This is a genomic window from Streptomyces sp. NPDC026417 (genome assembly GCF_055567695.1).
Window position 1 is genome coordinate 41,306 of record NZ_JBVHPY010000011.1, and the last position, 26,790, is coordinate 68,095.

Annotated in this window: 17 protein-coding genes; 7 read left to right on the forward strand and 10 right to left on the reverse strand. The window is 73.1% G+C overall.

From position 1 onward, the window contains the following. The first annotated feature begins 18 nt into the window (after positions 1-18). A complete protein-coding gene (locus ACZ4NT_RS18815; RefSeq protein WP_121404700.1) occupies positions 19-432 on the forward strand; it encodes an organic hydroperoxide resistance protein in 414 nt (137 codons plus the stop codon). 49 nt (positions 433-481) lie between these two features. Here ACZ4NT_RS18815 and ACZ4NT_RS18820 read toward each other — a convergent pair whose 3' ends face one another. The 9 genes from ACZ4NT_RS18820 to ACZ4NT_RS18860 all read right to left on the reverse strand — a co-directional run bounded on the left by ACZ4NT_RS18820 (position 482) and on the right by ACZ4NT_RS18860 (position 18,259). Then, positions 482-2,077: a hypothetical protein gene (locus ACZ4NT_RS18820; RefSeq protein ID WP_467726409.1), complete on the reverse strand. Its 1,596-nt coding sequence runs from the start codon at positions 2,075-2,077 to the stop codon at positions 482-484. Positions 2,078-2,210: 133 nt separating this feature from the next. Beyond that, positions 2,211-3,509 carry a hypothetical protein gene (locus tag ACZ4NT_RS18825; RefSeq protein WP_467726582.1) on the reverse strand — a complete coding sequence of 433 codons (1,299 nt, stop codon included), beginning with the start codon at positions 3,507-3,509 and terminating at the stop codon, positions 2,211-2,213. A 95-nt stretch (positions 3,510-3,604) separates the two neighbouring features. Next, on the reverse strand, positions 3,605-5,806 hold the full coding sequence (locus ACZ4NT_RS18830) for a bifunctional glycosyltransferase/CDP-glycerol:glycerophosphate glycerophosphotransferase (protein ID WP_467726411.1): 2,202 nt from the start codon (positions 5,804-5,806) through the stop codon (positions 3,605-3,607). A 1-nt stretch (position 5,807) separates the two neighbouring features. After that, the gene (locus ACZ4NT_RS18835) at positions 5,808-7,991 is read right to left on the reverse strand and encodes a bifunctional glycosyltransferase/CDP-glycerol:glycerophosphate glycerophosphotransferase (RefSeq protein WP_467726412.1); all 2,184 of its coding nucleotides are present in this window, start codon (positions 7,989-7,991) and stop codon (positions 5,808-5,810) included. Positions 7,992-8,114: 123 nt separating this feature from the next. Then, positions 8,115-10,436 (reverse strand): bifunctional glycosyltransferase/CDP-glycerol:glycerophosphate glycerophosphotransferase, encoded by a 2,322-nt coding sequence (locus tag ACZ4NT_RS18840; RefSeq protein ID WP_467726414.1) that lies wholly within the window; start codon positions 10,434-10,436, stop codon positions 8,115-8,117. Between the two features lie 224 nt (positions 10,437-10,660). Continuing rightward, a complete protein-coding gene (locus ACZ4NT_RS18845) occupies positions 10,661-11,575 on the reverse strand; it encodes a carbohydrate ABC transporter permease (RefSeq protein ID WP_467726416.1) in 915 nt (304 codons plus the stop codon). Further along, a complete protein-coding gene (locus tag ACZ4NT_RS18850; RefSeq protein WP_467726583.1) occupies positions 11,572-12,852 on the reverse strand; it encodes a carbohydrate ABC transporter permease in 1,281 nt (426 codons plus the stop codon). Before ACZ4NT_RS18850 ends, ACZ4NT_RS18845 begins: the two co-directional genes overlap by 4 nt. A gap of 70 nt (positions 12,853-12,922) precedes the next feature. Then, on the reverse strand, positions 12,923-14,305 hold the full coding sequence (locus ACZ4NT_RS18855) for an ABC transporter substrate-binding protein (protein ID WP_121402601.1): 1,383 nt from the start codon (positions 14,303-14,305) through the stop codon (positions 12,923-12,925). Between the two features lie 474 nt (positions 14,306-14,779). Beyond that, positions 14,780-18,259 (reverse strand): FHA domain-containing protein, encoded by a 3,480-nt coding sequence (locus ACZ4NT_RS18860; RefSeq protein ID WP_467726585.1) that lies wholly within the window; start codon positions 18,257-18,259, stop codon positions 14,780-14,782. A 458-nt stretch (positions 18,260-18,717) separates the two neighbouring features. On the opposite strand from ACZ4NT_RS18860, the gene ACZ4NT_RS18865 reads away from it, so the two are divergent. From ACZ4NT_RS18865 to ACZ4NT_RS18880, 4 genes are all read left to right on the forward strand, one after another. Then, positions 18,718-20,388: a serine/threonine-protein kinase gene (locus ACZ4NT_RS18865; protein ID WP_467726418.1), complete on the forward strand. Its 1,671-nt coding sequence runs from the start codon at positions 18,718-18,720 to the stop codon at positions 20,386-20,388. Positions 20,389-20,503: 115 nt separating this feature from the next. After that, a complete protein-coding gene (locus ACZ4NT_RS18870) occupies positions 20,504-21,784 on the forward strand; it encodes a serine/threonine-protein kinase (RefSeq protein WP_467726420.1) in 1,281 nt (426 codons plus the stop codon). A gap of 710 nt (positions 21,785-22,494) precedes the next feature. Next, positions 22,495-23,601 (forward strand): peptide chain release factor 2, encoded by a 1,107-nt coding sequence (prfB, locus tag ACZ4NT_RS18875; RefSeq protein ID WP_121402606.1) that lies wholly within the window; start codon positions 22,495-22,497, stop codon positions 23,599-23,601. Positions 23,602-23,904: 303 nt separating this feature from the next. Then, the gene (locus ACZ4NT_RS18880) at positions 23,905-24,537 is read left to right on the forward strand and encodes a hypothetical protein (protein WP_467726421.1); all 633 of its coding nucleotides are present in this window, start codon (positions 23,905-23,907) and stop codon (positions 24,535-24,537) included. 105 nt (positions 24,538-24,642) lie between these two features. On the opposite strand, the gene ACZ4NT_RS18885 is transcribed toward ACZ4NT_RS18880, so the two are convergent. After that, complete coding sequence (locus ACZ4NT_RS18885) at positions 24,643-24,825, reverse strand: hypothetical protein (RefSeq protein WP_121402609.1); 183 nt, start codon at positions 24,823-24,825, stop codon at positions 24,643-24,645. A 283-nt stretch (positions 24,826-25,108) separates the two neighbouring features. Between ACZ4NT_RS18885 and ftsE the strand changes: the two genes are divergently transcribed. Both ftsE and ftsX read left to right on the forward strand, forming a co-directional pair. Then, a complete protein-coding gene (gene ftsE, locus ACZ4NT_RS18890) occupies positions 25,109-25,798 on the forward strand; it encodes a cell division ATP-binding protein FtsE (RefSeq protein ID WP_121402611.1) in 690 nt (229 codons plus the stop codon). Positions 25,799-25,827: 29 nt separating this feature from the next. Continuing rightward, on the forward strand, positions 25,828-26,745 hold the full coding sequence (gene ftsX, locus ACZ4NT_RS18895; RefSeq protein ID WP_121402613.1) for a permease-like cell division protein FtsX: 918 nt from the start codon (positions 25,828-25,830) through the stop codon (positions 26,743-26,745). Positions 26,746-26,790 lie beyond the last annotated feature (45 nt).

A 26,790-nucleotide genomic window follows, 5' to 3' on the forward strand; every position in this document is an offset into this window, starting at 1 on the left:
TTGAGAGGGATGGTCTCCATGGACGCGCTCTACACCGCTGTCGCCACCGCCACCCACGGCCGTGAGGGCCGCGCCGTCAGCTCCGACGGCCGCCTGGACCTCCAGTTGGCCGTGCCGGTGCAGATGGGCGGCAACGGCGAGGGCACCAACCCGGAGCAGCTCTTCGCGGCCGGTTACGCCGCCTGCTTCGCCAGCGCCCTCGGCCTCGTCGGCCGACAGGCGAAGGTCGACGTCACGGACGCCGCGGTGACCGGCGAGGTCGGCATCGGCAAGGAGGGCGCGGGCTTCGGACTGGCCGTCACGCTGCGCGTGGAGCTGCCCGAGTCCGTCGACGCCGCGACCGGCCGCAAGCTCGTCGACCAGGCCCACCAGGTCTGCCCGTACTCCAACGCGACCCGCGGCAACATCCCGGTCGAGATCGTCGTCGAGTAGCCGGTACCCGAAGACACCGCCGCAGCGCCCGGGGCCCCGCCCCGGGCGCTCACGCGACCCGCGCCAGCACCTCGCCCGTCCTCGGGCTCCACGCCACCACCACCGCTTCCCGCGGCACCTGCCTCCAGCGGGTCAGCAGCAGCCAGCGCACGTGGTAGCGCCGCACGACGGCGGCGCGCTCGGCGCGGGTCGACGCCGGATCGAGGTAGGCGTGGACCGCCGCCAGCCGCCGCAGCCGCACCCGCTCGTCGAGGGCGGCGTCGGGCCAGGCGGGCGCCGCCAGGTTCGGCCCGTACCCGGCGATGGAGTGGATCGCGTAGTACCCGTCGGTGATCACCACCTCGCCCGGCCCGATGTGCCGCGCCGCCCACGCGTACGTCGGCCAGCGCGGCGGCTGCGCGAAGCCGACCGGGTCGGCCGAGCGCGGCACGACCGCCCCGGCCTGCACGGTGAGGAACCCCAGGCAGGCCGCGACCGCCGCGGCGCCGCCCAGCACGCGCCGCCACCGCGGCCACGGCCGCGGCGCCGCCAGCTCCACCGCCAGCGCGAACTGCGGCGGCACCAGCGTCAGCCCCAGGATCCTGCCGTACGTGTAGTGCCCGCTGAACCAGCCGTACGCCACGACCAGGCACTCCAGCGCGAACATCAGCACCAGCGGATCCCGCCCGGCGGCCCGCCACCGCCCGTCACCCGCCGCGCGCCGCGCCCGCCGGGCCCGCACCCACAGCGCGGGCACGCCGGTCAGCGCCAGCCAGAACTGATCGGGCACCCCGCGGTACAGCCGCCGGTGCATCGCGTCCACGCTGCCGTCCCCGGCCAGCGCGAAGACGTCGAAGTACGGCCAGCAGGCGGCGACCAGCAGGGCCGCGCCGCCCGCCACGGCCCAGCGGCCCACGACCGCCCCCCGCCACCCGCGCTGCCACGCCGCCACGAAGGCCGCCGCGCCGAGCACCGCCGCCACCGAGGTGATCGGATGGACGAGCAGGATCAGGCCGTACAGGGCACCCACCGCCGCGTACCCGGAGAACCCCCGGAGGCCGCTCGGGCCGACGTACCGGACGGGCCCCCCGAGGCCGGCCGCGCGCGCCCCCGTGAGCGCCCAGGCCCAGAAGGCCAGTCCGATGGCGAACGTCGACGGGTAGCCGAGGTTGCCCGTCATCGACATCAGCCCGAGATAGCCGCTCCACCAGGCACGCTCCGTGCCCCAGAGCAGCACCATCGCCACCAGGGCCAGGACGGGCGCCCAGGGGCGGCGCGGGGCGAGCACCCGGACGAAGCGGCCGATGCCGGTGAGCAGGACGAGCAGGTTCACCGGCCCGGAAAGTCGCACGACCTCCCAGCCGGCGAGGCCCGTCACCCGCGCGAAGGCCCCCTGGACGACCGCGTACGGCGAGTAGTACGGGCTGCCCGCGCCCGGCAGGTCGGCCATCGGATGGCGGGGGTGCAGCAGATGCGCCTTGAGCCGCTCGACGACCGCCGCGTGCTGGCCGAAGTCGCAGCACATCGGGACCCGCCAGTACGCGAGCGTCATCACCAGCCAGAACAGGCCGCCGAAGAGCTGGTACGGAGTCGGACGCCAGGACGCGCCGCCGCGCAGCGCCGTGGCGCCGTGCACGGCCCGCCGGACGAGGGTGTCGGCGCTCACCGGGCGGAGGGGGTCGAACAGGGCGGAGCGTTTCGGGGCATTTGACGTGCTTTCCCGCTGGAGTCAACGGCCTAGCGCGTCGTCACCTCATCGGGGGATGCGCTGTCCCTCGTCCGCCGCTCGCGGCATCTCGCTACGGGGACACCCGGGCATCCCTGCGCAGGGGCGCCGGGACCGTGCCGGCGACCCCGCCGGGCCGGGTCCGGCCGGCGCGCTCCAGCAGCAGCGGCAGGCCCAGGACCGGCAGCAGCCACGCCAGCACGATCAGCCGGTCCCCGTAGATGTTGATGTCCGGGTGCCCGGCCTGATTGAGGACACCGGTGGCGGCGGCGGCCAGGACGAATGCCCCGAAAGCCGGACGCTGTCGGAGCACGCCCCACGCGGCGGCGGCCAGCGCGGTCAGGAACAGCGGTTCCCACAGCCGGCGGCGCAGCCACTCCACCCAGAAGTTGCCCTGCAGATGGAGGAACTCCGACCACGGCCGGCTCCGGTCGGGTCGGCCGAAGTGGCCGGTCAGCAGGTCCTGGAGGCTGTCCGACTCGGACGGGTAGTGCAGCAGCCGGGCCGCGACGACGGTGGCCACCGCCGCGCCGACCGCCACCGCCGCGACCACCCGCAGCGGCCGGCCGAGCCCCTCCCCGAGCCCTGCGAGCCCCCGCCCTGCCCGCAGGCGGCGCGCCCGTCGCAGGCCGATCAGCACGCACGCCCCGGCCAGGCACGACCCGAGGAACAGCGCCTGCGAGTGCTTCACCGTGAACAGCAGCAGCAGGGAGCCGCCGACCAGGGCGGCGCCGGCCCGGGTCCGGCCGTCCAGGGCCAGCGCGCAGCCCCAGAGCGCGGCCAGGGTCAGGGTGAGGAGCAGTCCCTCCGTCATGGGGCGCATGGCGGTCGTGCCGCACGGCAGGACGTAGAAGAGGACCTGCCCGGTCACGGCCACCGTGGCCGGGGCGCGCAGGGTGCGCAGCACGAGGAAGGCGAGCACCCCTCCGGCGACCGTGACGGCGACACCCGACGCCCACAGGCCCCACTTCACGCCGAGCACCGTGACGAACGGGACCAGGAACACCGGATACCCGGGGCGCGCCTCGAAGATCCGCATGAAGCGGGTGGGCATGAACGGCACCGTGTGACCGGAGGTCTGACCCGCCCGCAGCCGGTCGTCGACCTGCCGCCACTGCTCGCGCCGGCAGTCCTCGGCGACCTGCCGGGCGGGGCTCGGCCGGTGGAAACGCACCACGTCGACGCTCTGGTTGCGGCGCGCGATGGACGCCTTGCCCGCGCACACGTAGTCGATGGTCGCCGTCGCCGCCTCCCGCTTGCCGTCACCGCGCAGACTGAGCGCGTACGAGAGGTAGTTCTTGGTGTCGGGGGTGTCCCGGCCGGTGGTGTTGGCGAGCTGGAGCACCGCGAAGACGACCGCGGCCAGGACCACCCAGTGCCGCGGCTCCGCCCGGCCGTGCCACGCCCGCAGCGCGGCCCGGGCCCGCGAACGGACGGAACCGCGGGGGTCCGTGGGGACCTCGGAGGTCACGAGGACACCGGGACGTCGTGGCCGGCGGGCGCGGGCACCCGGACCGGGACCGGGGCGTCCGGCTCGCCCAGCATCAGCGTCCGGACCACCCGCTCGGCGGCCCGCCCGTCGTCGAACTCGCAGAACCGCGACCGGAATCCGGCCCGCAGCCGCGCCGACTCCTCGTCCCGCCACGCCCCCGACGCGAACAGCCACGCCAGCTCCCGGTAGGAGGACGACACATGGCCCGGCGGATCCGCCGTGATGTCGAAGTAGGCGCCGCGGCTCGCCGTGTACGCCCCCCAGTCGTCCGCGTGGACGACGATCGGCCGGTCCAGGTTGGCGTAGTCGAAGAGGAGGGCCGAGTAGTCCGTGACCAGCACGTCGGAGGCGAGCATCAGCTCCTCCACGTGCGGCTCGTCCGTCCCGTCGACCACCACCCCGCGCCGGTGCAGCTCGGTGAGGCCGAGCCCGCGTGCGGGCCCCTCCGCGAGAGCCGGGTGCAGCCGCACCACCAGGGTGTGACCCGGGCCCAGGTCGTCGGCGAACCGGGCCAGGTCGACCCGGTCGGCGTGCCCGCCCCGGACGTAGTCCCGGCGCGTCGGCGCGTACAGCACCACCGTGTGATCGGCCGGGATGCCGAGCCGGGCCCGGACCGCCGCGCCGTCGCCGGGCCGGGCCCGGACGAGGACGTCGTTGCGCGGACTGCCGGTGCGCACCGAGGTGAAGTGGCAGGGGTAGGCCCGGTCCCAGACCAGTTCCGAGTGCCGGTTGGCGACCAGGCTGAAGTCCCAGCGGTCGGCGCGGCGCAGCATCTGCGGGACGTCGAAGCCGTGCCGGGCGCCCGGCTTGCCGAGCAGATCGGCGGCCATGTACTTCAGCGGGGTGCCCTGGTGGGTGTGGATGTGCACGCTTCCGGGCCGCTTGACCAGCGTGCCGGGCCAGTTGACGTTGTTGACGAAGTACGTGGCACGGGCGGTGACCTGACGGTAGCGCAGGGAGTCGGGCGTGACGTATTCGACGCCGGGCGGCAGCAGCGGGACCTGGTCCTCGCGCACCACCCACACCCCCCGGATGTGCGGGGCGAGTTCGCGGGCGGCCCGGTGCACGGCCGCCGGATCGCCGAGCATCCCGCGGTGGGAGAACGCCGAGTAGACGGCCAGGTGCGGGTCCAGCGGCCGGAGCCCCTGCACGGTGGACCAGCCGTGGCGGATCCGCTCGACGGCGGCCGCACGCGCCCGCTGCCCGCGTTCGTCGAGCGCCTTGGCGATCCGCGTGGTCTGCCGCCGGACCCGGTAGCGGGCGTAACCGCGCTCCAGGCACCGCAGTTCGGCCGGTACCGGCCCGCTGCCGTGGGTGCGGAACAGGGTGGCCGTGCGGCGGAAGAACTCGCCCTTGTCGGACGCGGGCAGCCGGTCCGGCTTGGCGAGGATGTCCAGACAGTGCTCGCCCATCTTGCGGTGCAGGTACGGGCGCCAGCCGGCCAGCTCCGGACGGGAGTCGACATAGGCGAAGACCCGCTCGTACTGCTCGTGGATGTCGAAGTGCTTGCGGCTGGTCGTGGACAGGATGTTGCCCTGCCGCCGCTGCCGGTAGGCGAGGCAGATCCGGTCGAGGGTGGCGATCCGCTCCGCGCTGAGCAAGGCGGGGAACGTCCACGGAGTGTCCTCGTAGTAGCCCGGCGGGAATCGGAAGCCGTGCTTGTCGACGAAGTCGCGGCGGTAGACCTTGTTCCACACCACCATCAGCAGTTCGAGGATCTCCGGGTGTTCGGCTGCGGTGAAGGTGCCGTCGCCTCCCTCGGCGAGCACCCGTGCGAGCACGTTGCGCCGGGTGCCGCCCCACCAGTAGGTGCGGGCGTAGTCGAAGACCAGCACGTCCGGGTCGGCGGTCTCGTCGAGCCGGTCGGCGATGGCGCGCAGGGCGCCCGGCGTGAGTGTGTCGTCGCTGTCCAGGAAGAACAGGAAGTCCCCCGTGGCGTGCGGCATCCCGGCGTTGCGGGCGCGGCCGAGCCCCACGTTCTCGGGCAGGTGCAGCACCTTCACCCGCAGGTCGCGGTCCCCGTACTCGTCGAGGATCGCCCCGCAGCCGTCCGGCGAGCAGTCGTCGACGGCGATGACCTCCAGGTCCGGGTACGACTGCTCCAGGACCGAATCGAGGCACTCGCGCAGAAAGCCCTGCACCTTGAAGACGGGGACGATCACGCTGAAGCGGGGCACGTCAGCTCCTTACGAGGGTGGGGGCCGGGGTGCGCTCGGCGAGGGGGACCACGGGCGGGATCGCCTCGGGCGGTTCACCGAGCAGCACCCGCCGTACGACGCGCTCGGCGGCCCGCCCGTCGTCGAACTGGCAGAAGCGCTCCCGGAACGCGGCCCGCAGCGCGGCCGACTCGGCGTCCGCGTAGGAACCGTCCAGGAAGAGGCGCGTCAATTCGTCGGCGGTGCGCGCCACATGACCGGGCGGGCTCTTCAGCAGGTCGAAGTAGCTGCCACGCGTCTCCTGGTAGACCTCCCAGTCGTCGGCGTACACGACCACCGGTCGGTCGAGGTTGGCGTAGTCGAACATGATCGACGAGTAGTCCGTGACCAGGGCGTCGGCGGCGAGACACACGTCCTCGGAGGAGCGGTGCCGGGTCACGTCGATGATCCGGCCGCTGCTCTTCGAGCGGCCCTCGTCGTAGAAGTAGTGCGCGCGCAGCAGCACCACGAAGTCGTCCCCGACCGCCTCGCAGAAGGCCTCCAGGTCGAGCCGCGAGTCGAAGCCGGTGCTGTGGTCGCGGTGCGTGGGCGCGTACAGCAGGGCCTTGCGGCCCTCGGGCACCCCGAGGGCGCGCCGGACCCGCGCGACGTGTTCGGCGGTCGCCGTGTAGTAGACGTCGTTGCGCGGATAGCCGTACTCCAGCGCCTCGTAGCCGCCGGGGAAGGCGCGCTCCCACATCTGGGTGGAGTGCCGGTTGGCGGACAGGTTGTAGTCCCACCGGTCCACCCGCGTCAGCAGCTTGGCGAAGCTCCCGGTCGCCGCGGCCACCACCGGATACGTCGACTGGTCGACGCCCATCTTCTTCAGCGGGGTGCCGTGCTGGGTCTGCAGATGCACGCTGCCGCGGCGCTTGACCACCGCGTCCGCGAAGTTGGCGTTGTTGACCAGGTACTTGGCGCGGGCCAGCACCTCCCAGGAACGGTGGCTGCCGATCACCGCGTGCTCCAGTCCGGCGGGCAGCGCGTCCACCGCGTCCGCCTCGACCAGGAACACCGAGCGGATGTGCGGGGCGAGTTCACGGGCCTTGGCGTGGATCGCCGCCGGATTGCAGGCGTAACCGCGGCCCCAGTACGCGCAGTACACGGCCAGGTTCTCGTCGAGGGAGCGCCGCAGGTTCAGCGCGTACAGCGCACGGGTGCGCAGCATCCGCGGCCGCGGCAGCCGCCGGGTCACCGCCGTGGCCAGCCGGTTCGCGCCGCGCAGCGCGCGGAACGCGCTGTACGCCCCGGCCGCGAGCAACCGGTGCTGCACTCCGAGACTGCCCGCCGGCGGCCGGAACCCGGCCGGGCGGTGTCGCCGGTGGAGCCGCCCCGCGCGGCGGAAGAAGGCCCGGCGCCGGCGCGCGGGCAGCCGCTCGGGATGGGCGGCCGTCTTCAGCACCACGGCGAAGAGCTGCCCGAACAGCGGCCTGGCCCGCTCGGCCGGCAGCCCCTGCGCGGCGGCCCGGGCGAGCACCAGCTCCACTTGGTCGAGGAGATCGAGCTGGTGCTCGCCCGGAGCGTTGAGCCGGCTGCCCTGCCGGCGCAGCAGATGCCGTACGACGACCGTGCGCAGCACCGCCACCCGGCCGGCGGCGAGGGTGACCAGGCCTCCCCAGCCGAGGTCCGTGAAGTGCCGCGGGGGGAAGGCGAGTCCGTGCTCGGCGAGGAAGGCGCGGCGATAGGCGGCGCTCCAGGCGGGCAGCGCGACACCGGTGAGCGCGGGGGCGCGGTCCGGGGCGAAGGCGCCCGCGGGCGTCCGGGGCAGCGGGGGAGTGGCCGTCTCCACGTCCCACCAGTGGACCCGCTCGTGCTCGAAGTAGAGGACGTCCACCTCTTCGTCCCGGAGGCCCGCGTCGAGGGCCGCCAGCGCGCCCGGCGTCAGCTCGTCGTCACCGTCGAGGAAGAGCAGGTACGTGCCGGTGGCCGCCCCTGCCCCGGTGTTGCGGGCCGCGCCCAGCCCGGCGGACGGCGGGGACTGCACCGGGGCGACCCGGGAGTCCCGCGCGGCGTACGCGGTGGCGACGGCGCCCGCGGGCGAGTCCGGTGCGTCACAGACGGGGATCAGCTCGAAGTCGCCGAAGGACTGGGCGAGGACCGAGTCCAGCGCCTGGGACAGGCGCCCGGCGACTCCGTACGTGGGGACGACGATGCTGAAGCGGGGCATTCTGCTCTTTCTGTCGAGGGACGCGGAGCCGGAGGGTCATCGCCCCGGACGACCGGCGGGGCGCCAGGTGGCGGGCCGGGTCGGGGTGGGCCGCGACGAGCTGCGGGGCATGCGTACTCCGGTTCAGAGGCTGTCGGGGGCGACGGGAGCGGCGACCCCCGCCCCGGGCGGCGGTACGGACGTAAGGGGCGGGACCGGCGCGGGCCGGGGCGGGCCGGACGGTGACGCCGCGAGCGGGGCGGCGAGACGGGCCGCCGCGGCCGAGGGCACCGGATGGCGTTCGGCGAGCGGCACGACCGCGGGCAGCCCGGCCCGCTCGCCGAGGACGGCCCGGCGCACCACCCGCTCGGCGGCCCGGCCGTCGTCGTGCGGACAGAAGCGCTCGCGGAACGCCGCCCGCAGCTGCGCCGAGCGCGAGCCGCGCCAGTGGCCGGTCGCGAAGATGTCGATCAGCTCGTCCTCGCTGCGCGCGAGCGCGCCCGGCGGGAACGACCGCAGGTCGAAGTAGGTGCCGCGGGCCGCCTCGTACGCCTCCCAGTCCTCGGCGTACACCACGATCGGCCGGTCGAGGTTGGCGTAGTCGAACATCAGGGACGAGTAGTCGGTGACCAGCGCGTCCGAGGCCAGGCAGAGCGACTCCACGCTCGGGTGGTCGCTCACGTCGATGAGCCGGCCGCCCGAGCCCTCCGTGAGCGGGCCGCCGTAGGAGGGGTGCGCGCGGGTCAGCAGCACGAAGCCCGGCCCCAGTCGGCGCAGCACGCGCTCCGGGTCGAGGGTGAGGAGCCGGCCGCGGCGGTAGTCGCGGAACGTCGGCGCGTACAGCACGGCCACCGACGACTCGGGGATGCCGAGCGACTCCCGCAGCCGGGCCACGTCCGCCGAAGTCGCCTGCTGGAAGACGTCGTTGCGGGGCTGGCCGTACTCCAGCGTCGTGTAGCCCGAGGGGAAGACGCGCTCCCAGACCAGGGTGGAGTGGCGGTTGGCGGAGAGGCAGTAGTCCCAGGTGTCGGCCGAGCGCAGCAGCGCGGCGAAGTCCGTGTCGCGGGCTGCCGCCGGACGGTCCTGGAGGTCGAGCCCCATCCGCTTGAGCGGGGTGCCGTGCTGCGTCTGGATCACCACCTGGCCGGGCCGCTTGACCAGCCTGCGGTCGAGGCCGGCGTTGTCGACGAGGTACCGGGAGCGGGCCAGCGCCGTCCAGTACGCGGCCGACCCCGGCCGTACCCGGCGGGTCGCCGCGGGCACGGTGTGGTGGTGCTCGGCGTGCGCGATCCACGTGGTGCGGATGTGCGGGACGAGGGTGCGGAACGCGGACTCCAGGGCGCCCGGATTGCAGCCGTAGCCGCGTCCCCCGTGGCTGCGGAACACGGCGCGGTCGCGCAGCGGCAGGCTGCGCTGGATGCGGTAGTGCAGCCGGAGAGCCGCCGCCCGTGCCCGGCGCCGGACGCCGGCGGCCGACCGCAGCGCCCGCCTCCTGAGGCGGGACGCCAGGGAGAGCAGCCGGTAGGTGCGGTGGCTGCCCAGGCGGACCAGCGCGTGCCGGAGCCGGATGCGCGGGCGCACCGGGGAACCCGGCGCCCGGTGCCGGGCGTAGTGGGCGCGGGCCCTGCGCAGGAACTCGGCGCGGGTGCCGCGCGGCAGCCGCCCGCGCCGGGTGAACACGGTGGCGATGTGGTCGACCATCCGGCGGAACAGGACCGGGCGCCAGTGCGCCAGCTCCGGATGCGCGTCGAGATACGCGAAGACGCGGTCGTACTGCTCGAAGACGTCGAAGTGCCCCCGGCTGGTGGTGCCGAGGATGCTGCCCCGGCGCCGCTGCCGGTAGTGGACGCAGACCCGGTCCAGGGTGGCGATGGTCTCCGCGGACATCAGGGCCGGATAGGTCCAGGGGGTGTCCTCGTACAGCCCCGGCGGGAAGGTGAGGCCCTCGCGCTCGACGAACTCCCGGCGGTAGGCCTTGTTCCAGACGACCATCAACACCTTGAGCAGACCCGGCCGGTCGTCGAGCCGGAAGGGCGCCGGCCCCTCCTCGGTGAGCTGCCCGGCCAGTTGGTTGCGCACGGCCTCGCCCGACCAGTACGTGCGCGCGTAGTCGTAGACCAGGACGTCCGGCTCCGAGGTCTCCTTCAGCCGGTCGGCGATCGACCGCAGGGCGTCCGGGGTGAGGCTGTCGTCGCTGTCCAGGAAGATCAGGTAGTCGCCCGTCGCACACCGGAGTCCCGCGTTGCGGGCGCGTCCCAGCCCCACGTTCTCGGACAGGTGCAGTGCGCGCACCCGCGCGTCACGGGCCGCGAACTCGTCGATGATCGCGCCGCAGGCGTCGGGCGAGCAGTCGTCGACCGCGATCAGTTCGAGATCCGGACAGGACTGCTCCAGCACGGATTCGAGGCACTCGTGCAGGTACGCCTGAACCTTGTACGCGGGGACGATGACACTGAACCTGGGCAAGGGACATCCATGGGTCGGCGCGGGCATACTGCCCGGGAACGGCCGAAGGGGTGACCTGGTTACGCCAGATGCGGCATCCGGGGGACGACGGCCGCGTGGGCTCGGCGGACGCGCCGGCGCCCGCGCCCCGAGGGCGTCCCCGGCGGCGGCCGGTGCACCCGTGCCGAGGGGCGGACCGGTTCCGGTCCGCCCCGACTGCTCGGCGCCCTGCCTCGGCGCCGCGCCTACTTCACCGCGCCCGCCATCACGCCGGAGACGAACTGGCGCTGGAACGCGAAGAACACGGCCATCGGGATCACCATCGAGATGAAGGCGCCCGGCGCCAGCACGTCGATGTTGTTGCCGAACTGGCGCACCTGCGTCTGCAGCGCCACCGTGATCGGCTGGGTGCCGGACTTGGTGAACACCAGTGCCACCAGCATGTCGTTCCACACCCACAGGAACTGGAAGATCCCCAGCGAGGCGATCGCCGGCCCGCCGAGCGGCATCACCACCCGTACGAACAGGCGCAGTTCACCCGCGCCGTCGAGACGCGCCGCCTCCAGGAGCTCCCGCGGGATCTCCGCGAAGAAGTTCCGCAGCAGGAACACCGCGAAGGGCAGCCCGAAGCCGACGTGGAACAGGATCACGCCGAGGATCGTCCCGAACAGGCCCAGCTTGCCGAAGAGTTCGGCGATCGGGATGAGCGCCACCTGCACGGGGACGACCAGAAGGCTGACCACGCCCAGGAACCACCAGTCGCGGCCCGGGAACTCCATCCAGGCGAAGGCGTACCCGGCGAGCGAGCCGATCACCACCACCAGCACCGTCGCCGGGACCGTGATCAGCACCGTGTTCACCAGCGAGCTGGTGATGTCGCTGTTCTCCAGCAGCTTCTGGTAGCTGTCGACGGTCAGTTGGGAGGGTTCGCTGAAGACCTTCCACCAGCCGCTCGCGCTCATGTCCTCGGGCCTGCGCAGCGATGACAGCAGGAGCCCGATCGTGGGCACCAGCCAGAACAGGCCGACCAGGATGAGGAACAGCCGCAGGACACCCCCGCCGACCCCGCTCGCGAGGCGGGAGCCGAGCGACTCCTTGGGCCTGACGACCGCTACGGGCGCCGTCTTCGCCTTCACGGCACTGCCGGCCTGCGTGGTCATCGTCGTACCTCCCGCCGCAGCCTGCGGACGTTGAACAGCATCACGGGGATGACCAGGAGCAGCAGGAACACGGCGATGGCGCTCGCGATGCCCGGCTGGTCCTCCGAGAAGCCCTTGCGGTACAGCTCCAGGGCCAGCACGTTCGCGTCGTCCTGCGACGAACCCGGCGGGATGATGAAGACCAGGTCGAAGACCTTCAGCACGTTGATCATCAGCGTGACGGTGACCACCGCGAGGACGGGCGCCAGCAGGGGCACCGTGACCCTGCGGAACACCTGCCACTCACTGGCGCCGTCCACCCGGGCCGCCTCCAGCAGCTCCCTCGGCACGCTCGCCAGTCCCGCCGCGATGAGGACCATCGCGAAGCCCGCCCACATCCAGACGTACGAGCCGATGACGGCCGGGGTGACCAACGACGGGCCGAGCCAGTCCACCCCGTTGTACGGCTCGCGGAAGTTGTCCGCCGGGAGCCGCAGCAGCGCCCCGTCCGCCTTCTCGGTCAGGGTGAAGGTCCCGTCGTCGCCGACCTTCGCGGAGTCCACGACCTTGCCGTCCTTCACGGCCTCGACCGTCATGCCCGCGTAGCCGAACTCCGTGGTGTCGACGCCGTTGAGTTCGCCGACACCCTTGCCGCGGGTGAAGTCCTGCCAGGCCGTGCCGGTGACCTTGCCCGGCTCGGCCTTCGCCTTGACGGCCTTCTGCGCGCCGTCGGGCATCTGGTCGGGCGCGACGCCGACCAGCGGCAGCGTGACCGGCTGCCCGGCGCTGACCGGGGTCCTCGTGACGAAGCCGCCGCCGTCCGCCTTGAGCGGCGACTCCCGTCCCGGGTGGGCCTTCGGGAACGCGGAGGACTCCGCGAAGGTGTCGTGCACGCCCACCCAGACCGCGTTGGCGACGCCCTTCTCCGGGTCCTGGTCGTACACCAGCCGGAAGATGATGCCCGCGGCGAGCATCGAGATCGCCATCGGCATGAAGACGACCAGCTTGAACGCGGTGCCCCAGCGCACCCGTTCGGTGAGCACCGCGAAGACCAGACCGAGAGCCGTCGAGATCGTCGGGGCGAACACCACCCACAGCACGTTGTTCTTCAGGGCGGTGCGGATGCCGTCGTCGGTGAACAGGGCCTGGTAGTTGTCGACGCCGGCGAAGCCGTCGCCGGACTGGTCGAAGAAGCTTCGGACCAGCGAGTACCCGATCGGGTAGACCACGAGCGCGCCCAGCAGCACCAGGGCGGGCAGCAGGAACAGCACTGCCACGATCCTGCGGGTGCCGGTCACGCTCTTGCGGGTGTGCGCCGCGGGAGGAGTCGGGGTGACTCCTCCCGCCGATGCCGAGGTCATCCCCGGATCAGTCCTTGTACGCCTTGGCGGCGTCCGACTCCAGCTTTTCCTGCGTGCCCGCGACGTCCTTGGGGTTCTTCAGGAAGTCCTGGAGCTCCTTCCACTCGCCCTTGCCCGGTGTGCCGCCGAAGGCCTGCGGCGCCTGGTCGGACATGTCGAAGCGGAAGTCGTCGCCGGCCGAGATCAGGGCCTCGGCCATCTTGCGCTGCACCGCGTTGGGATACGCCGACGCGTCGACGTTCTTGTTGGGGGAGAGGTAGCCGCCGAGCTTCGCCTGGATGGTGGCCGCGTCCGGCGAGGCGAGGAACGTGGCGAGCGCCTGCGCCGCCTTGGAGTCCTTCAGGATGACGGCCGCGTCGCCGCCGCTGACGACCGGTGCGTCGTCGCCCACCGCCGGGAACGGGAACACCTTCGCGTCCGTGCCCACCTTCGCCTTGGTCTCCGTGATGTTGACCTGCGCGAAGTCACCCTCGAAGACCATGCCGGCCTTCGGCTGGTCGCCGCCCTGGAACGTCTGCGTCACCGAGGCGGGGAACTCCGTCTGCAGCGCGCCGCCCGGGCCGCCCGCGAGGTAGTCCTTCTTGCCCCACAGCTGGGCGAGCGTGGTGAGCGCGTCCTTGACGGACGGGTCCGTCCACTTGATCTTGTGCTCGGCGAGCTGGTCGTACTTCTCGGGGCCGGCCTGGGAGAGGTAGACGTTCTCGAACCAGTCCGTGAGCGTCCAGCCGTCCGCGCCGCCGACGGAGACGGGCGTGACACCCGAGTCGTAGACGGTCTGCGCGGTCGCCAGGAACTCGTCCCAGGTCTTCGGCTCCTTCGCGCCCGCGTTCTCGAAGACCTTGGTGTTGTACCAGACCAGGGACTTGTTGGCGGCCTTGTAGTAGACGCCGTACTGCTTGCCGTCGACCTTGCCGAGGTCCTGCCAGCCCTGCGAGTAGTTCTTCTGCAACTGCTCCTGGGCCGCCGTTCCGACGGGCTTGGCCCACTTCTTCTCCACGGCCTGCTTGATGGCGCCGACCTGGGGGAGCATCGCGATGTCCGGTGGCTCGCCGCCCGCGATCTTCGATCCCAGGAAGTTGATGATCGGGTCCTGGGCGGGTACGAAGGTGACCTTGGCGCCGGTGCGCTTCTCGAACTCGGCGAGCACCTTCTTGAAGTTGGCCTGTTCGGGGCCGGTCCAGACGGCGGCGACCTCCAGGTTCTCGCCGTTCAGCTTGGGGAGCGTGACGGACGCTCCGTTGCTCTCTTTTTCCTTGCCGCCGTTGCCGTCGCCGTCGTCGTCGCCTCCGCCGCACGCGGTGAGCGCGAGGGCGAGGGCGCCGGCCGTGAGGGCTGCGGCTGCGGCCCGGGCGGTCTTGCTCGGCCTGCGTGAGTGAACAGTGGTGCGCATCTGTGCCCCGTTCTTCGTTCCTCGTCGAACGTCTGAGCGGTGTCTTGTGCGTGTCCCGTGCGGTCTGGTGTACGCCCGGGTGCTCGGGGGCGGCAAGAGCGCCTACGGTGTCAAGCGAGCGATCGTGACCGCGTCGTGACGTGCGGGCTTCGGGCGGGGGCGCCCTCGGCCGGGTTGTGGGTCGCCGCCGCGCCGGTGCATCCGCCCTGGGCGAAACGGGCGTGAGGCCCTGTCACGGGGCGGCCGGAGATCAATGCCCGCCCCGCAGAGGGCATCTGACGTACCGGCACGGTCCCTTCCGTCGGGGGAGGGCGCCTGCGGGCCGTCGTCCGCTGCTGTATCCGGTTCGACGGGCTTTCGGCCCGTCCGGCGTTTGCGGACGAGCGCGTCCGCGCGATACGGGGGTCTGAGGGCGGAGCCCCCAGGTACGGGACGGGTAGGGGCGGAGGGGGCGGGAAAAGGCCCCTGGCGGGGTCAGAGGAGGGACGGGACCTCGGTCGCCGAGACCGAGCGGGCCGCCCGTTCCAGCGCGCTGGCGAGCAGCGCGAGGTCGGTCGGACCGTTGCCGAGCTCCCGGACGGGCCGCCGGGCCGGCGGATCCCCCATCCGCTGCCACTCCAACGGCACCACCGTCGGCCGAAGCGTGGCCGTACGAGGAATCCGACCCGTCACCCGCCCGCCCTGGAAGGGCGTGACCCGGCCGTCCGCCCCGGACACCCGCCCCCGCCCCGGCGCCGGCTCGTCCGCCCCCGCCGCCGGCACGTCCAACGTCACCCGGAGCTCGGCCGTACGCGCCAGCTCCGTCTCCGTGGCCCGCCCGCACATCCCGGTCGCCGCCACGAGGTGCACCCCGAGCCGCTCGCCCTCCCGGGCGACGGCCTCCAGCGCCCGTACGACGGACCCCGCCGAGGGCCTCCCCGGCGAGCCCAGCGCGGGCGACAGCAGGGAGTCCAGGTCGTCGACCACCACCACGAGCCGGGCCAGCGGCGGCCCCGGTTCCGCCCGCTGCCGGGCCGCCGCCGGGCGCAGCCGGATCGTGGACGTGGTCGGGCTGTCGAGATCCCCGGTGCCGGAGGAGCCGCCGCCGGCCGAGCGCTGGGCGACCATCCGGCCCGACACCTCGCGGTTGGTGTGCCATCCGGCGAAGTCCTGCCGGCCGAGCAGCTCGGCCCGCCGCTTCAGCTCGGCGCTCAGCGACTGGGCGAACTCCCGCATGCGGACCGGGTCGTTGGCGGTGAGATGAGTGGAGACGTGCGGCAGGTCCGTACAGGCGCCCAGGCCCTCGGGACTCCCCGTGCCCTTGCCGCCCGTGTGGTCCCGCCCGTCTATCAGGACGATGCCGAGCCGGTCGGGGCGCTCGGCTGCGGCGAGCGAGGCGGCGAGCGAACGCAGCAGTTCCGTACGGCCGCTGCCCGGCGGGCCCTCGATCAGCAGATGCGGTCCCTCGGTGGCGAGGTCGACGCAGACCGGTCCGCGCGGCCCCGCGCCGAGCACCGCGCGGGCCCGGCCGCCCAGTGCCTGGGTGTCGTCGGCCGCGTCGGCCCAACGCGCCATCAGCGACGCGGGGGTGGCCCGCGCCAGCCCCAACTCGTCCAGCAGACGGGCCGCTTGGGGCAGCGGGGCGGACACGCGCGCGTGCCGGTCCCCGGTGCCGTCGGTGCGCAGGGGCGCCAGCGCCCGCGCGAACCGCTCGGCCCACGCCGGGGAGACCGCGTCCACCGCGGCCACGGTCCCGTGCCCGACGAAACCGGGGGAGTCGCCGGGCGGGCCGGCCTGCGCGGCGGACCGCCCGTCCCGGGCGGGAGCCGTCCGGTCGTCGGGCGCGCTCGCGCGGTGCTCCTCGGGCGCGCCGCCGGGGGCGACCCGCATCAGCCGCAGGGCCGTGGCCACGTCACCGCTGAGCAGGGCGACCGCACCGCACTCGCGGAAGCCGGGCGCCGCCCGGCAGGCGGCCTCGTACGTCTCGGTCACCGGTGACGCCGGTGACGCCGCCGCGGTCTCGGCGAGGCACACCACGTGGATCCCGGCCTGCGCGCCCTCCCGCGCCAGCCGCACCACCGCGTCCCGGACTGCCGCGCCGCCCGGGTCGCCGTCCACCACGAGCACCGTGTACGGGCCCGGGAAGACCTCCGGGTCCTCGTCCCGGGCCCAGGAGGGCCGCCGGGCGCCCCCGCGGACGGCGCCGGACGCCGCCGCGCCCGGGACCCGGTCGCCGGGCGGCGCCGGACGGCCCGCTTCCGAGAGGTGGTCCTCCAGACGGCGGAGGAGCTCGTCCGCCCGGGCGGTGGCCTGGTCGCGGTCGTAGGCGAGGAGGAGACGGCAGTCCTGCCCGTGGGTGGGGCGAACGTGCGGCAGCCAGCCGAGCCAGGACCACTCGGCGGTGCGGTCCTCCACCGCACGCGAACGGTCCGTGCTGATCAGGACGATCTCCAGGCTGTCGGGGGAGTGCAGGGCGGCGAGCTGGGCGAGGACCGCGCGGGCCAGCCCCGCCAGCCGCGCCCGCGGCCCGGCCAGCCCCAGCGAGCCGGCCTCCCGCAGCCCGGCCGTCACCGGCACCGCCGGCAGCAGGCCCGAGCCGTCGGGTGCGGGGCGGTCGGCCGTCCCCAGCCGCACCGTGAGCGTCTCCGGGTGTCCCGGTTCCCGCTCCCACAGCCGCGGGCCGGGGCCGAGCGCCGTGAGCAGCAGCGTCGCGGGGTCCGGCCAGGTGTCCGGCAGCTGTGCGGCCGCCGGCACGCGGCCGGTCGGCGCCGGGCCCGGCTCGTCGTACGCCTCCGGGCCGCCGTCCGGCAGGTCGCCGCGGCCTCCGGTCAGTCGGCGTGCCCAGGCGGAGAAGCCGCGCTTGCGGATCCCGGGCGGGACGTCGGTGCCGCGGGTGGGGGTGCCCTTGCGCGTGTCCGGGGCGTCGGGACCGCCGGCCTCCGGGAAGCTCGCGCCGTGGTCGTGGTCCGCCGCCGGGGCCGCGTCGCCGCGACCGCGGGTGTCACCGGCCCGGTCGGGCACGGAACCGGTGGTCCGCCCGCCCCGCGGGTCCGCTCCGGAGGGCCTGCTCTCCGTCCGGGGGGCGCGGCCCTGCCCGGGGACGACGGGCGGTGCGGCGGGGGCGTGCACGGGCGCGCCGGGGACGCCTCCGGCCGATCCCCAGCCCGCGTGTCCGTAGCCGTGATGCGTCTCTGCCGCCGGGGTGGACGTCTCCCGCCGCGGCCCCGCGCCGGTGCCCGCCCCTCGGGTCCCGGGGTCGTCCTGCACACGCGGCCGGGGCACCGCGGCGGACCGCGCCGGAACCTCGGCGGAGCCGGCGGCGAGGCCTCCCTCGGCGCTCACCCGTACGTGGCCCTCGCCGTCGGGCGCGGTCGGGACGGCACCGACGCCGGCCGCCGGGGCCAGCCGCAGCGCTGACTCCCCGACCCGCAGCAGCGCCCCGGGCCCGAACCGCACCGGGCGGTCGCCGACCCGGGTGCCGTCCAGCGTCGTGCCGTTCGTGGAGCCCAGGTCGGCGACCGCGACGCGGCCGTCCGGCGAGACCGTCACCGCGCAGTGGAGACGCGAGACGTCCGGATCGTCCAGCGGGACGTCCGCGTCGGCCGAGCGGCCGATGTGGATCCGGCCGCCGTGCAGCAGATGGACCCCGCCCGCGTCCGGGCCCGCGATCACGTGGAGCTGAGCCGTGACGTCGGTCTCGTCGGGCCCCGGCTCCACGGGAGCGCCGAGCGAGAGCACGGCGCCGTCGATCAGCGGAGGCTCGCCCAGCGTGCAGCGCTGCGCGTCGAGCCGCTCGGAACCGGCGTACAGCACGAGCGGACCGTCGCTCCCCGCGACCGCCGAGGCCAGTCCGGACGCCACCGCGGCCAGCGCCGTCCCGGCGGGCGCGGTCACCAGCACATCGCAGGCGGCGGCACGCCCCCGCGGCTCCGAGAGCGGGCCCAGCGGGTCTACGACGGTCAGCCGGATCTGCATCGCCGTCAGGGGTCCCTTCCGCACGGGCGCCCGCGACGAGGACGGGACCGCGCTGCGGTCCCCCACCGCAGACTCCCCCACCGCGCACGGGCACGTCGGCCAGTACTGGAGGCATCCTCGCACCTGACACCGACAACACGCCCGGCACCCACGAACAAGTGATCTTGATTGGTCGGCTCTGCCCGCAAAAGTGCCTGACCAGTGCCCGACCGGTGTCCGCTTGAGATCGGTCACGTCCACGGTTCGGCAACCAACGGTCCGAAGAGAGCGTCTTTCCTTCGAACACCGACAGGAGTGCGTCCGCGGATGCCGGAGCAGGCACCCGGGGCGGGCACGGAGAGCACAGCAGGACGACAGCCCGGTCCCGCCTTCCACGGCACTACAGTGGGTCGGAACACCCCGAGCAATGTGGACGACGGTGGACGGACCAGGCAAGCAAGCAGCAGGGAGCGCATGACGTGCGGCCGGTAGGGAGCAAGTACCTCCTTGAGGAGCCGCTGGGACGCGGCGCCACAGGCACCGTCTGGCGCGCCCGCCAGAGGGAGACCGCGGGCGCGGAGGCCGCCGTCGCGGGCCAGCCCGGCGAGACCGTGGCCATCAAGGTCCTCAAGGAAGAGCTGGCGAGCGACGCGGACGTCGTGATGCGGTTCCTGCGGGAGCGGTCGGTCCTGCTGCGGCTGACCCACCCGAACATCGTCCGGGTCCGCGACCTGGTCGTCGAGGGCGACCTGCTGGCGCTGGTCATGGACCTCGTCGACGGCCCCGACCTGCACCGCTACCTCCGCGAGAACGGGCCCTTCTCGCCCGTCGCGGCCGCCCTCCTCACCGCGCAGGTCGCCGACGCGCTCGCGGCCAGCCACACCGACGGCGTCGTCCACCGCGACCTCAAGCCCGCGAACGTCCTGCTCAAGCAGGACGGCGGCCAGATGCACCCGATGCTGACCGACTTCGGCATCGCGCGGCTCGCCGATTCGCCCGGGCTCACCCGGACGCACGAGTTCGTGGGCACGCCCGCGTACGTCGCGCCCGAGTCCGCGGAAGGCCGCCCCCAGACGTCGGCCGTCGACATCTACGGCGCCGGCATCCTGCTCTACGAGCTGGTGACCGGGCGTCCGCCGTTCTCCGGAGGATCGGCCCTGGAAGTGCTGCACCAGCACCTCAGCGCCGAGCCGCGCCGCCCCTCGACCGTGCCGGACCCGCTGTGGACCGTCATCGAGCGCTGCCTGCGCAAGAACCCGGACGAGCGGCCCAGCGCCGAGAACCTCGCCCGCGGGCTGCGTACGGTCGCCCAGGGCGTCGGCGTGCACGCGAGCCCCGGCCAGATCGCCGCCGCCGAGGGCGTCGGTGCGCTGCTCGCGCCCGACCCGGCTCCGGCGGCGGTCCCCGACACCCCCGGGGCGGCCGACCCGACGCAGGTGCTGCCGTACGGCGCGGGCGCCTACGACCCGAACGGTGCCACCAGCGTCCTGCCCCACACTTCGGGCGACGCCGATCCGACCTCCGTCCTGCCGCACCGCGGCGCCGCCGACCCCACCGCCGTGCTGCCGCCGGTGCCGCCGCACCAGCCCGGCGGGCAGCCGGGGCAGCCGGAGGACCCGCACCCCTGGCAGAACCAGCTGCGCGCGGCGCGCGACCGCAACGAGCAGACGCAGGTCCAGTCGTACCTCGACCCCGACGAGGACCCGTTGCGCCGGCGTCCCCAGCGGCAGGTCGCCCGCCCGCAGCAGCGGCCTCAGCAGCAGCGGCCCCAGCAGCGGCCCCAAGGGCAGCAGCCCGGCTACGGCTACCCGCAGCAGCCTCAGCAGCCTCAGCGGCAGCAGTACGCACCCCAGAGGCAGCAGCCGCAGCGGTACGCCCCGGCGCCGCAGCAGCCCCAGCAGCCCGCCCCCCGGCAGCCGCGCGAGCCGCGGCAGCGCAGCGCCAACCCGATGAAGATCCCCGGCCTCGGGTGCCTCAAGGGATGCCTGTTCACCGTCGTCATCCTGTTCGTCGCCGGGTGGCTGGTCTGGGAGCTGAGCCCCCTGCAGGAATGGATCGGGACCACCAAGGGCTACTGGGCGCAGCTCAGCGACTGGTTCAACACGGTGAGCGGGTGGATCGGGGATCTGGGCGCGAAGACCGGGCAGTGATTCCCGGTAACTCTGGAGATTTGTCGACACCTGGCGGGTGATTTCCGTCTCCGCGGTGAAGGTTGGCTCCTCCGGCGCGTAGTTTTAGCGACAACACGCGTCTGTAGGAGCAGTCTTGGCACGGAAGATCGGGAGCCGCTACACCGCGAACCAGATTCTGGGGCGGGGCAGCGCCGGCACGGTGTGGCTGGGCGAGGGGCCGGAAGGGCCCGTCGCCATCAAGCTGCTGCGCGAGGACCTCGCGTCCGACCAGGAGCTCGTGGGGCGCTTCGTCCAGGAGCGCACGGCGCTCCTGGGGCTCGACCACCCCCACGTCGTCGCGGTGCGGGACCTCGTCGTGGACGGCAACGACCTCGCGCTCGTCATGGACCTCGTCCGCGGCACCGATCTGCGGACCCGGCTCGACCGGGAGCGGCGGCTGGCCCCCGAGGCCGCGGTCGCGATCGTCGCGGACGTCGCGGACGGGCTCGCCGCCGCGCACGCGGCGGGGGTCGTGCACCGGGACGTCAAGCCCGAGAACGTGCTGTTGGACATGCAGGGGCCGCTCGGGCCCGGCGGGGCGCACCCGGCGCTTCTCACGGACTTCGGGGTGGCCAAGCTCATCGACTCCCCGCGGCGGACCCGGGCGACGAAGATCATCGGTACCCCGGACTATCTCGCGCCGGAGATCATCGAGGGACTGCCGCCGCGGGCCGCCGTCGACATCTACGCGCTGGCGACGGTGCTGTACGAGCTGCTGGCCGGGTTCACCCCCTTCGGGGGCGGGCATCCCGGAGCGGTGCTGCGGCGGCACGTCACGGAGCGGGTGGTGCCGCTGCCGGGCATCCCCGACGAGCTGTGGCAGCTGATCGTGCAGTGCCTCGCCAAGGCGCCGGCGTCCCGGCTGCGGGCGTCCGAGCTGGGGGCGCGGCTGCGGGAGCAGCTGCCGCTGCTGGCCGGGATGCCCCCGCTGGACGTCGACGAGCCGGACGACGCGGAGTCGGAAGAGGGCGAGGGCGGGTACGAGGAGACGGCGGACGGCGTCTCCTCGCGTGCCGGGGAGCGGGACGAGGACCGGGAGCCGGGGCGGGGGCGGGCCCGGCGGGGGGCGGTTCCGTTGGTGCCGGGGGCTGCGCCGGACTCCAACCGGGACACACACACGTCGATGCGGGTACCCGGGCCGGACGAGCTGGCCGGGGGTGCGCGGGGGACGGCTCGGGCGCCGCGGGCCGCGGGGGCGCCGCGGCCGGGGTCGGCTCGGCACCGGGCGTCGGCTCGGCGGCGGAGGATCACGTTGGGGGCGGCGGCGGTGGCGCTGGTCGCGGCGGTGGGTGTGGGGACGTGGGTCGCCACGTCGGGGGACGACGCGGGCGCCACGCCCCGCGACCGGGAGACGTCGGCTCCGTCTTCGCCGTGATCTTCGCGGGCGCCGGTGCGCTGCGGGTGCCGGTGCGCTGTCGGTGGGGTGGTGGGTCGGGGCCGTGCCGGTACATCCGCCCGTCGCTGGTCGGGCACTGAGGTCTGTTACCGGCGTTCCTCGGTGGGGTGTGGCCCCGTCTCGACGGGCATGTGATGTACCGGCACGGCCCCTTGCGCCGGAGGGCGGCTGCGGGCTCGTACGGATTGCGCAGCGGGTGGTGGGGGGTCGGGGCCGTGCCGGTACATCCGCCCGTCGCTGGTCGGGCACTGAGGTCCGTTACCGGCGTTCCTCGGTGGGGTGTGGCCCCGTCTCGACGGGCATGTGATGTACCGGCACGGCCCCTTCCGTGCACTGGCGGCTGCGGGCGCGTACGGATTGCGCTGCGGGCACGCGGTGCGTCATCAGCTGCGGGCAGGCGTGCGGGGAGGGGGGTGGCGCCCGGTCGGCCGCCCTGGCTGCGGGCAGGTGGCGCGGGGTGGGGCTCGGTCGGCCCTAGCTGCGGGCAGGCGTGCCGCTAGGGGCGGCACGGGTGGGCGCAGGCGGCTCCCCGTCGGCGCCGGGCTCGCCGTCCCACCCCGGTGCCGGCCGGGACACGGGGTGCTGGTGGGCGTGGGGGAGTGGGGTGCGCGGGGTGGCGGGACCGGTGGGAACGCCGGGAAGGCGGCGGAGGCGGTGGGGGTGCTTGTCGTAGCCGTTACGCTGGAGGCGTGGCAGTCGTCGATGTATCCGAAGAGCTCAAGTCCCTCTCCTCGACCATGGAGTCGATCGAGGCCGTCCTGGACCTCGACAAGATGAGGGCAGATGTCGCCGTTCTCGAGGAGCAGGCGGCCGCGCCGTCCCTCTGGGACGACCCGGACGCGGCGCAGAAGATCACCAGCAAGCTGAGCCACCTCCAGGCGGAGGTCCGCAAGGCGGAGGCCCTGCGCGGCAGGATCGACGACCTGAGCGTGCTCTTCGAGATGGCCGAGGAGGAGGACGACCCGGACACCCGCGCCGAGGCCGAGACCGAGCTCACCGCCGTCCGGAAGGCGCTGGACGAGATGGAGGTCCGTACGCTGCTCTCGGGCGAGTACGACTCCCGCGAGGCCGTCGTCACCATCCGCGCCGAGGCCGGCGGCGTCGACGCCTCCGACTTCGCCGAGAAGCTCCAGCGCATGTACCTGCGCTGGGCGGAGCGGCACGGCTACAAGACGGAGCTCTACGAGACCTCGTACGCGGAAGAGGCCGGCATCAAGTCGACCACCTTCGCCGTCCACGTGCCGTACGCCTACGGCACCCTGTCGGTCGAGCAGGGCACGCACCGCCTCGTGCGGATCTCGCCCTTCGACAACCAGGGCCGCCGCCAGACGTCGTTCGCGGGCGTCGAGATCCTGCCCGTGGTCGAGCAGACCGACCACATCGAGATCGACGAGTCCGAGCTCCGGGTGGACGTGTACCGGTCGTCCGGCCCCGGCGGCCAGGGCGTCAACACGACCGACTCCGCGGTCCGCCTGACCCACCTCCCCACCGGCATCGTCGTCTCCTGCCAGAACGAGCGCTCGCAGATCCAGAACAAGGCCTCCGCGATGAACGTCCTGCAGGCCAAGCTCCTGGAGCGGCGCCGCCAGGAGGAGCAGGCCAAGATGGACGCCCTCAAGGGCGACGGCGGCAACTCGTGGGGCAACCAGATGCGTTCGTACGTCCTGCACCCGTACCAGATGGTCAAGGACCTGCGGACCGAGTGCGAAGTCGGCAATCCCGAGGCCGTGTTCAACGGGGAGATCGACGGTTTCCTGGAGGCCGGAATTCGCTGGCGCAAGCAGCAGGAGAAGTAGCGGGGCGAATTCCCGCCGCTTTGTCGACAAGGCAACTGCCGTTCTCCGGACGGCAGTTGCCTTTTGTGTGTGGGTTGTCTGGGTTTTACGTCACAGTCACATGTCCGCACGGCAGGCAAATGACGCTGATCCGGACATCGCGTACGCAACGACCTTGACGATGGTTTGAAAAGTGGGAAGGGTGACGCGTGGCATGCGTATCTCTGGGGCGCATGTGAACCGGGGGGCTTCGACAGGCCACCTGTGACGCCGTGGCCCCGGGCGCTGCTCCATCGACGATGAGCTACTGGGGGTAGCAGGCAGATGACCAAGAAGACGCGGATCCGCGTGGCGCGAATAGCCGCCGGCGCGGTGATCGCAGCCGGTGCATCTCTGACCGCCGCGGGTGCCGCTTCGGCCCTCGACGTCGGCGTGAACGTGGGCGGCCTGAGCGTGGGCGCCAGTGTCGACGAGGACGGTGTCGGCGTGAACGTCGCCGCCCCCGACGCGACGGACACCCCGCCGGCTCCGACGCCGTCCAACACGGGACTTCCCGAGGACCCGGAGCCCTCGGCCACTCCGCCCACCGAGGAGCCGCCGGAGCCGTCCAACGAGCCGACCGACCCCACCGAGCCGGGCAACGGCAACGGCGGAGGCAACGGCAACGGCGGTGGGAACGGCAACGGTGGCGGCAACGGCACCGGCGGCAACGACACCGACCCGGACGGCGGCTCCAAGCCGGTCGAGCAGGGCGAGGGTTCCTCGGCCCTGACCGACACCGGCTCGGACACCTCCGCCGACACCTCGGCGCAGGGCGAGAACGACGGCGAGCTCGCCGAGACGGGTGCCGGTCAGACCGCGTTCCTGCTGGTCGGCGCCGCCACGATGATCGCCGGCGGTATCGGCTTCCGGATGCTGCCCCGCCTCGTGGGCGGCCGCGGCGGTGCCGCCGCCTGACGGACGGCCGCGTGAGGCATCACACATGAGAAGGGCCCGGAGCGGATGCTCCGGGCCCTTCTCATGTGTCGGAGGTGCGGGACCGGCCGGGGGACGCGCCGTCTCCTAGCGGGCCAGCAGCGCCACCGCGGCGATCAGCACGGCAAGCAGTGCGATCAGTGCCATCGGGTTCAGCCCGGCGAAGGGGCTCTCCTGCTGGAGGCGCTCCCGGTTCGCACGGCAGACGTGGCAGCGGCCCTCGCTCACGGGCGAAGCGCAGTTTGCGCACACCAATCGGTCGTACGTCATGCGCCGGCCCTCCTTGCGCTGTCTCTCCGCGTGTATAACGCCGCGGGGAACGCGACCGTTCCCCCTCCACTGTGCCAGGTTCCGCGGATTTCGGCGCGGCTCGCCCCATCCTGCCCGCTCCTGGCGGGATCGAGGCCTGTTCCCGGCCGGAAGATGCCTGACGGGACCCGCAGATCCGTGACAAAACGCGCAAGCCTCACGCAACCCCGTACGCCGACTGCGCTCCCGCACCCGGTTCGCGTATGGTCACGCACACCTACCCCCGGCGACCCGTGGTGCATCCGTGATCCGATTCGACAACGTCTCCAAGGTCTACCCCAAGCAGACCCGCCCCGCTCTCAGGGATGTCTCCCTGGAGGTCGAGCGCGGCGAGTTCGTGTTCCTCGTGGGGTCCTCCGGCTCCGGAAAGTCCACCTTCCTCAGGCTGGTCCTCCGCGAGGAGCGGGCCAGCCACGGACAGGTGCACGTCCTGGGCAAGGACCTCGCGCGCCTCTCCAACTGGAAGGTGCCCCACATGCGCCGCCAGCTGGGGACCGTGTTCCAGGACTTCCGCCTCCTGCCCAACAAGACGGTCGGCGAGAACGTCGCCTTCGCACAGGAGGTCATCGGCAAGTCGCGCGGCGAGATCCGCAAGTCGGTGCCCCAGGTGCTCGACCTCGTCGGGCTCGGCGGCAAGGAGGACCGGATGCCCGGCGAGCTCTCGGGTGGTGAACAGCAGCGCGTCGCCATCGCACGCGCCTTCGTCAACCGGCCGAAGCTGCTCATCGCCGACGAGCCGACCGGAAACCTCGACCCGCAGACCTCCGTCGGCATCATGAAGCTGCTCGACCGCATCAACCGCACGGGCACGACCGTGGTGATGGCGACCCACGACCAGAACATCGTGGACCAGATGCGCAAGCGCGTCATCGAGCTGGAGAAGGGCCGTCTCGTCCGCGACCAGGCGCGCGGCGTCTACGGCTACCAGCACTGACGATCCACGGAAAGGCTTAAGCGAACGCCATGCGCGCCCAGTTCGTTCTGTCGGAGATCGGTGTCGGTCTCCGTCGCAATCTGACGATGACCTTCGCCGTCATCGTCTCGGTCGCCCTCTCGCTCGCCCTGTTCGGCGGTTCGCTCCTGATGAGCGACCAGGTGAACACGATGAAGGGCTACTGGTACGACAAGGTCAACGTCTCGATCTTCCTCTGCAACAAGAGCGACGCGGAGTCCGACCCCAACTGTGCCAAGGGGGCGGTCACCACGGAGCAGAAGGAGCAGATCAAGACCGACCTGAGCAAGATGTCCGTCGTGGAGAAGGTCGAGTACGAGTCGGCGGACCAGGCGTACAAGCACTACAAGGAGCAGTTCGGCGACTCCCCGCTGGCCAGTTCGCTGACTCCGGACCAGATGCAGGAGTCGTACCGGATCAAGCTGGAGGACCCGGAGAAGTACCAGGTCATCGCGACCGCCTTCGACGGCCGGGCGGGCGTGCAGTCCGTGCAGGACCAGAAGGGCATCCTCGACAACCTCTTCGGGCTGCTGAACGGCATGAACTGGGCCGCGCGCGCGGTGATGGCGATGATGCTGGTCGTCGCCCTGATGCTGATCGTGAACACCGTGCGCGTCTCCGCGTTCAGCCGCCGCCGGGAGACCGGCATCATGCGGCTGGTGGGCGCCTCCGGCTTCTACATCCAGGCGCCGTTCATCATGGAGGCCGCGGTCGCCGGACTCATCGGCGGCGGTGTGGCGTGCGGCTTCCTCGTGGTCGCCCGGTACTTCATCATCGACCACGGCCTGGCCCTGTCGGAGAAGCTCAACCTGATCAACTTCATCGGCTGGGACGCGGTGCTCACCAAGCTGCCGCTCATCCTCGCGACGAGCCTGCTGATGCCCGCGCTGGCCGCGTTCTTCGCGTTGCGCAAGTACCTGAAGGTGTGACACATGCCAAGAGGGCCGTACTGCCAACCGGCGGTACGGCCCTCG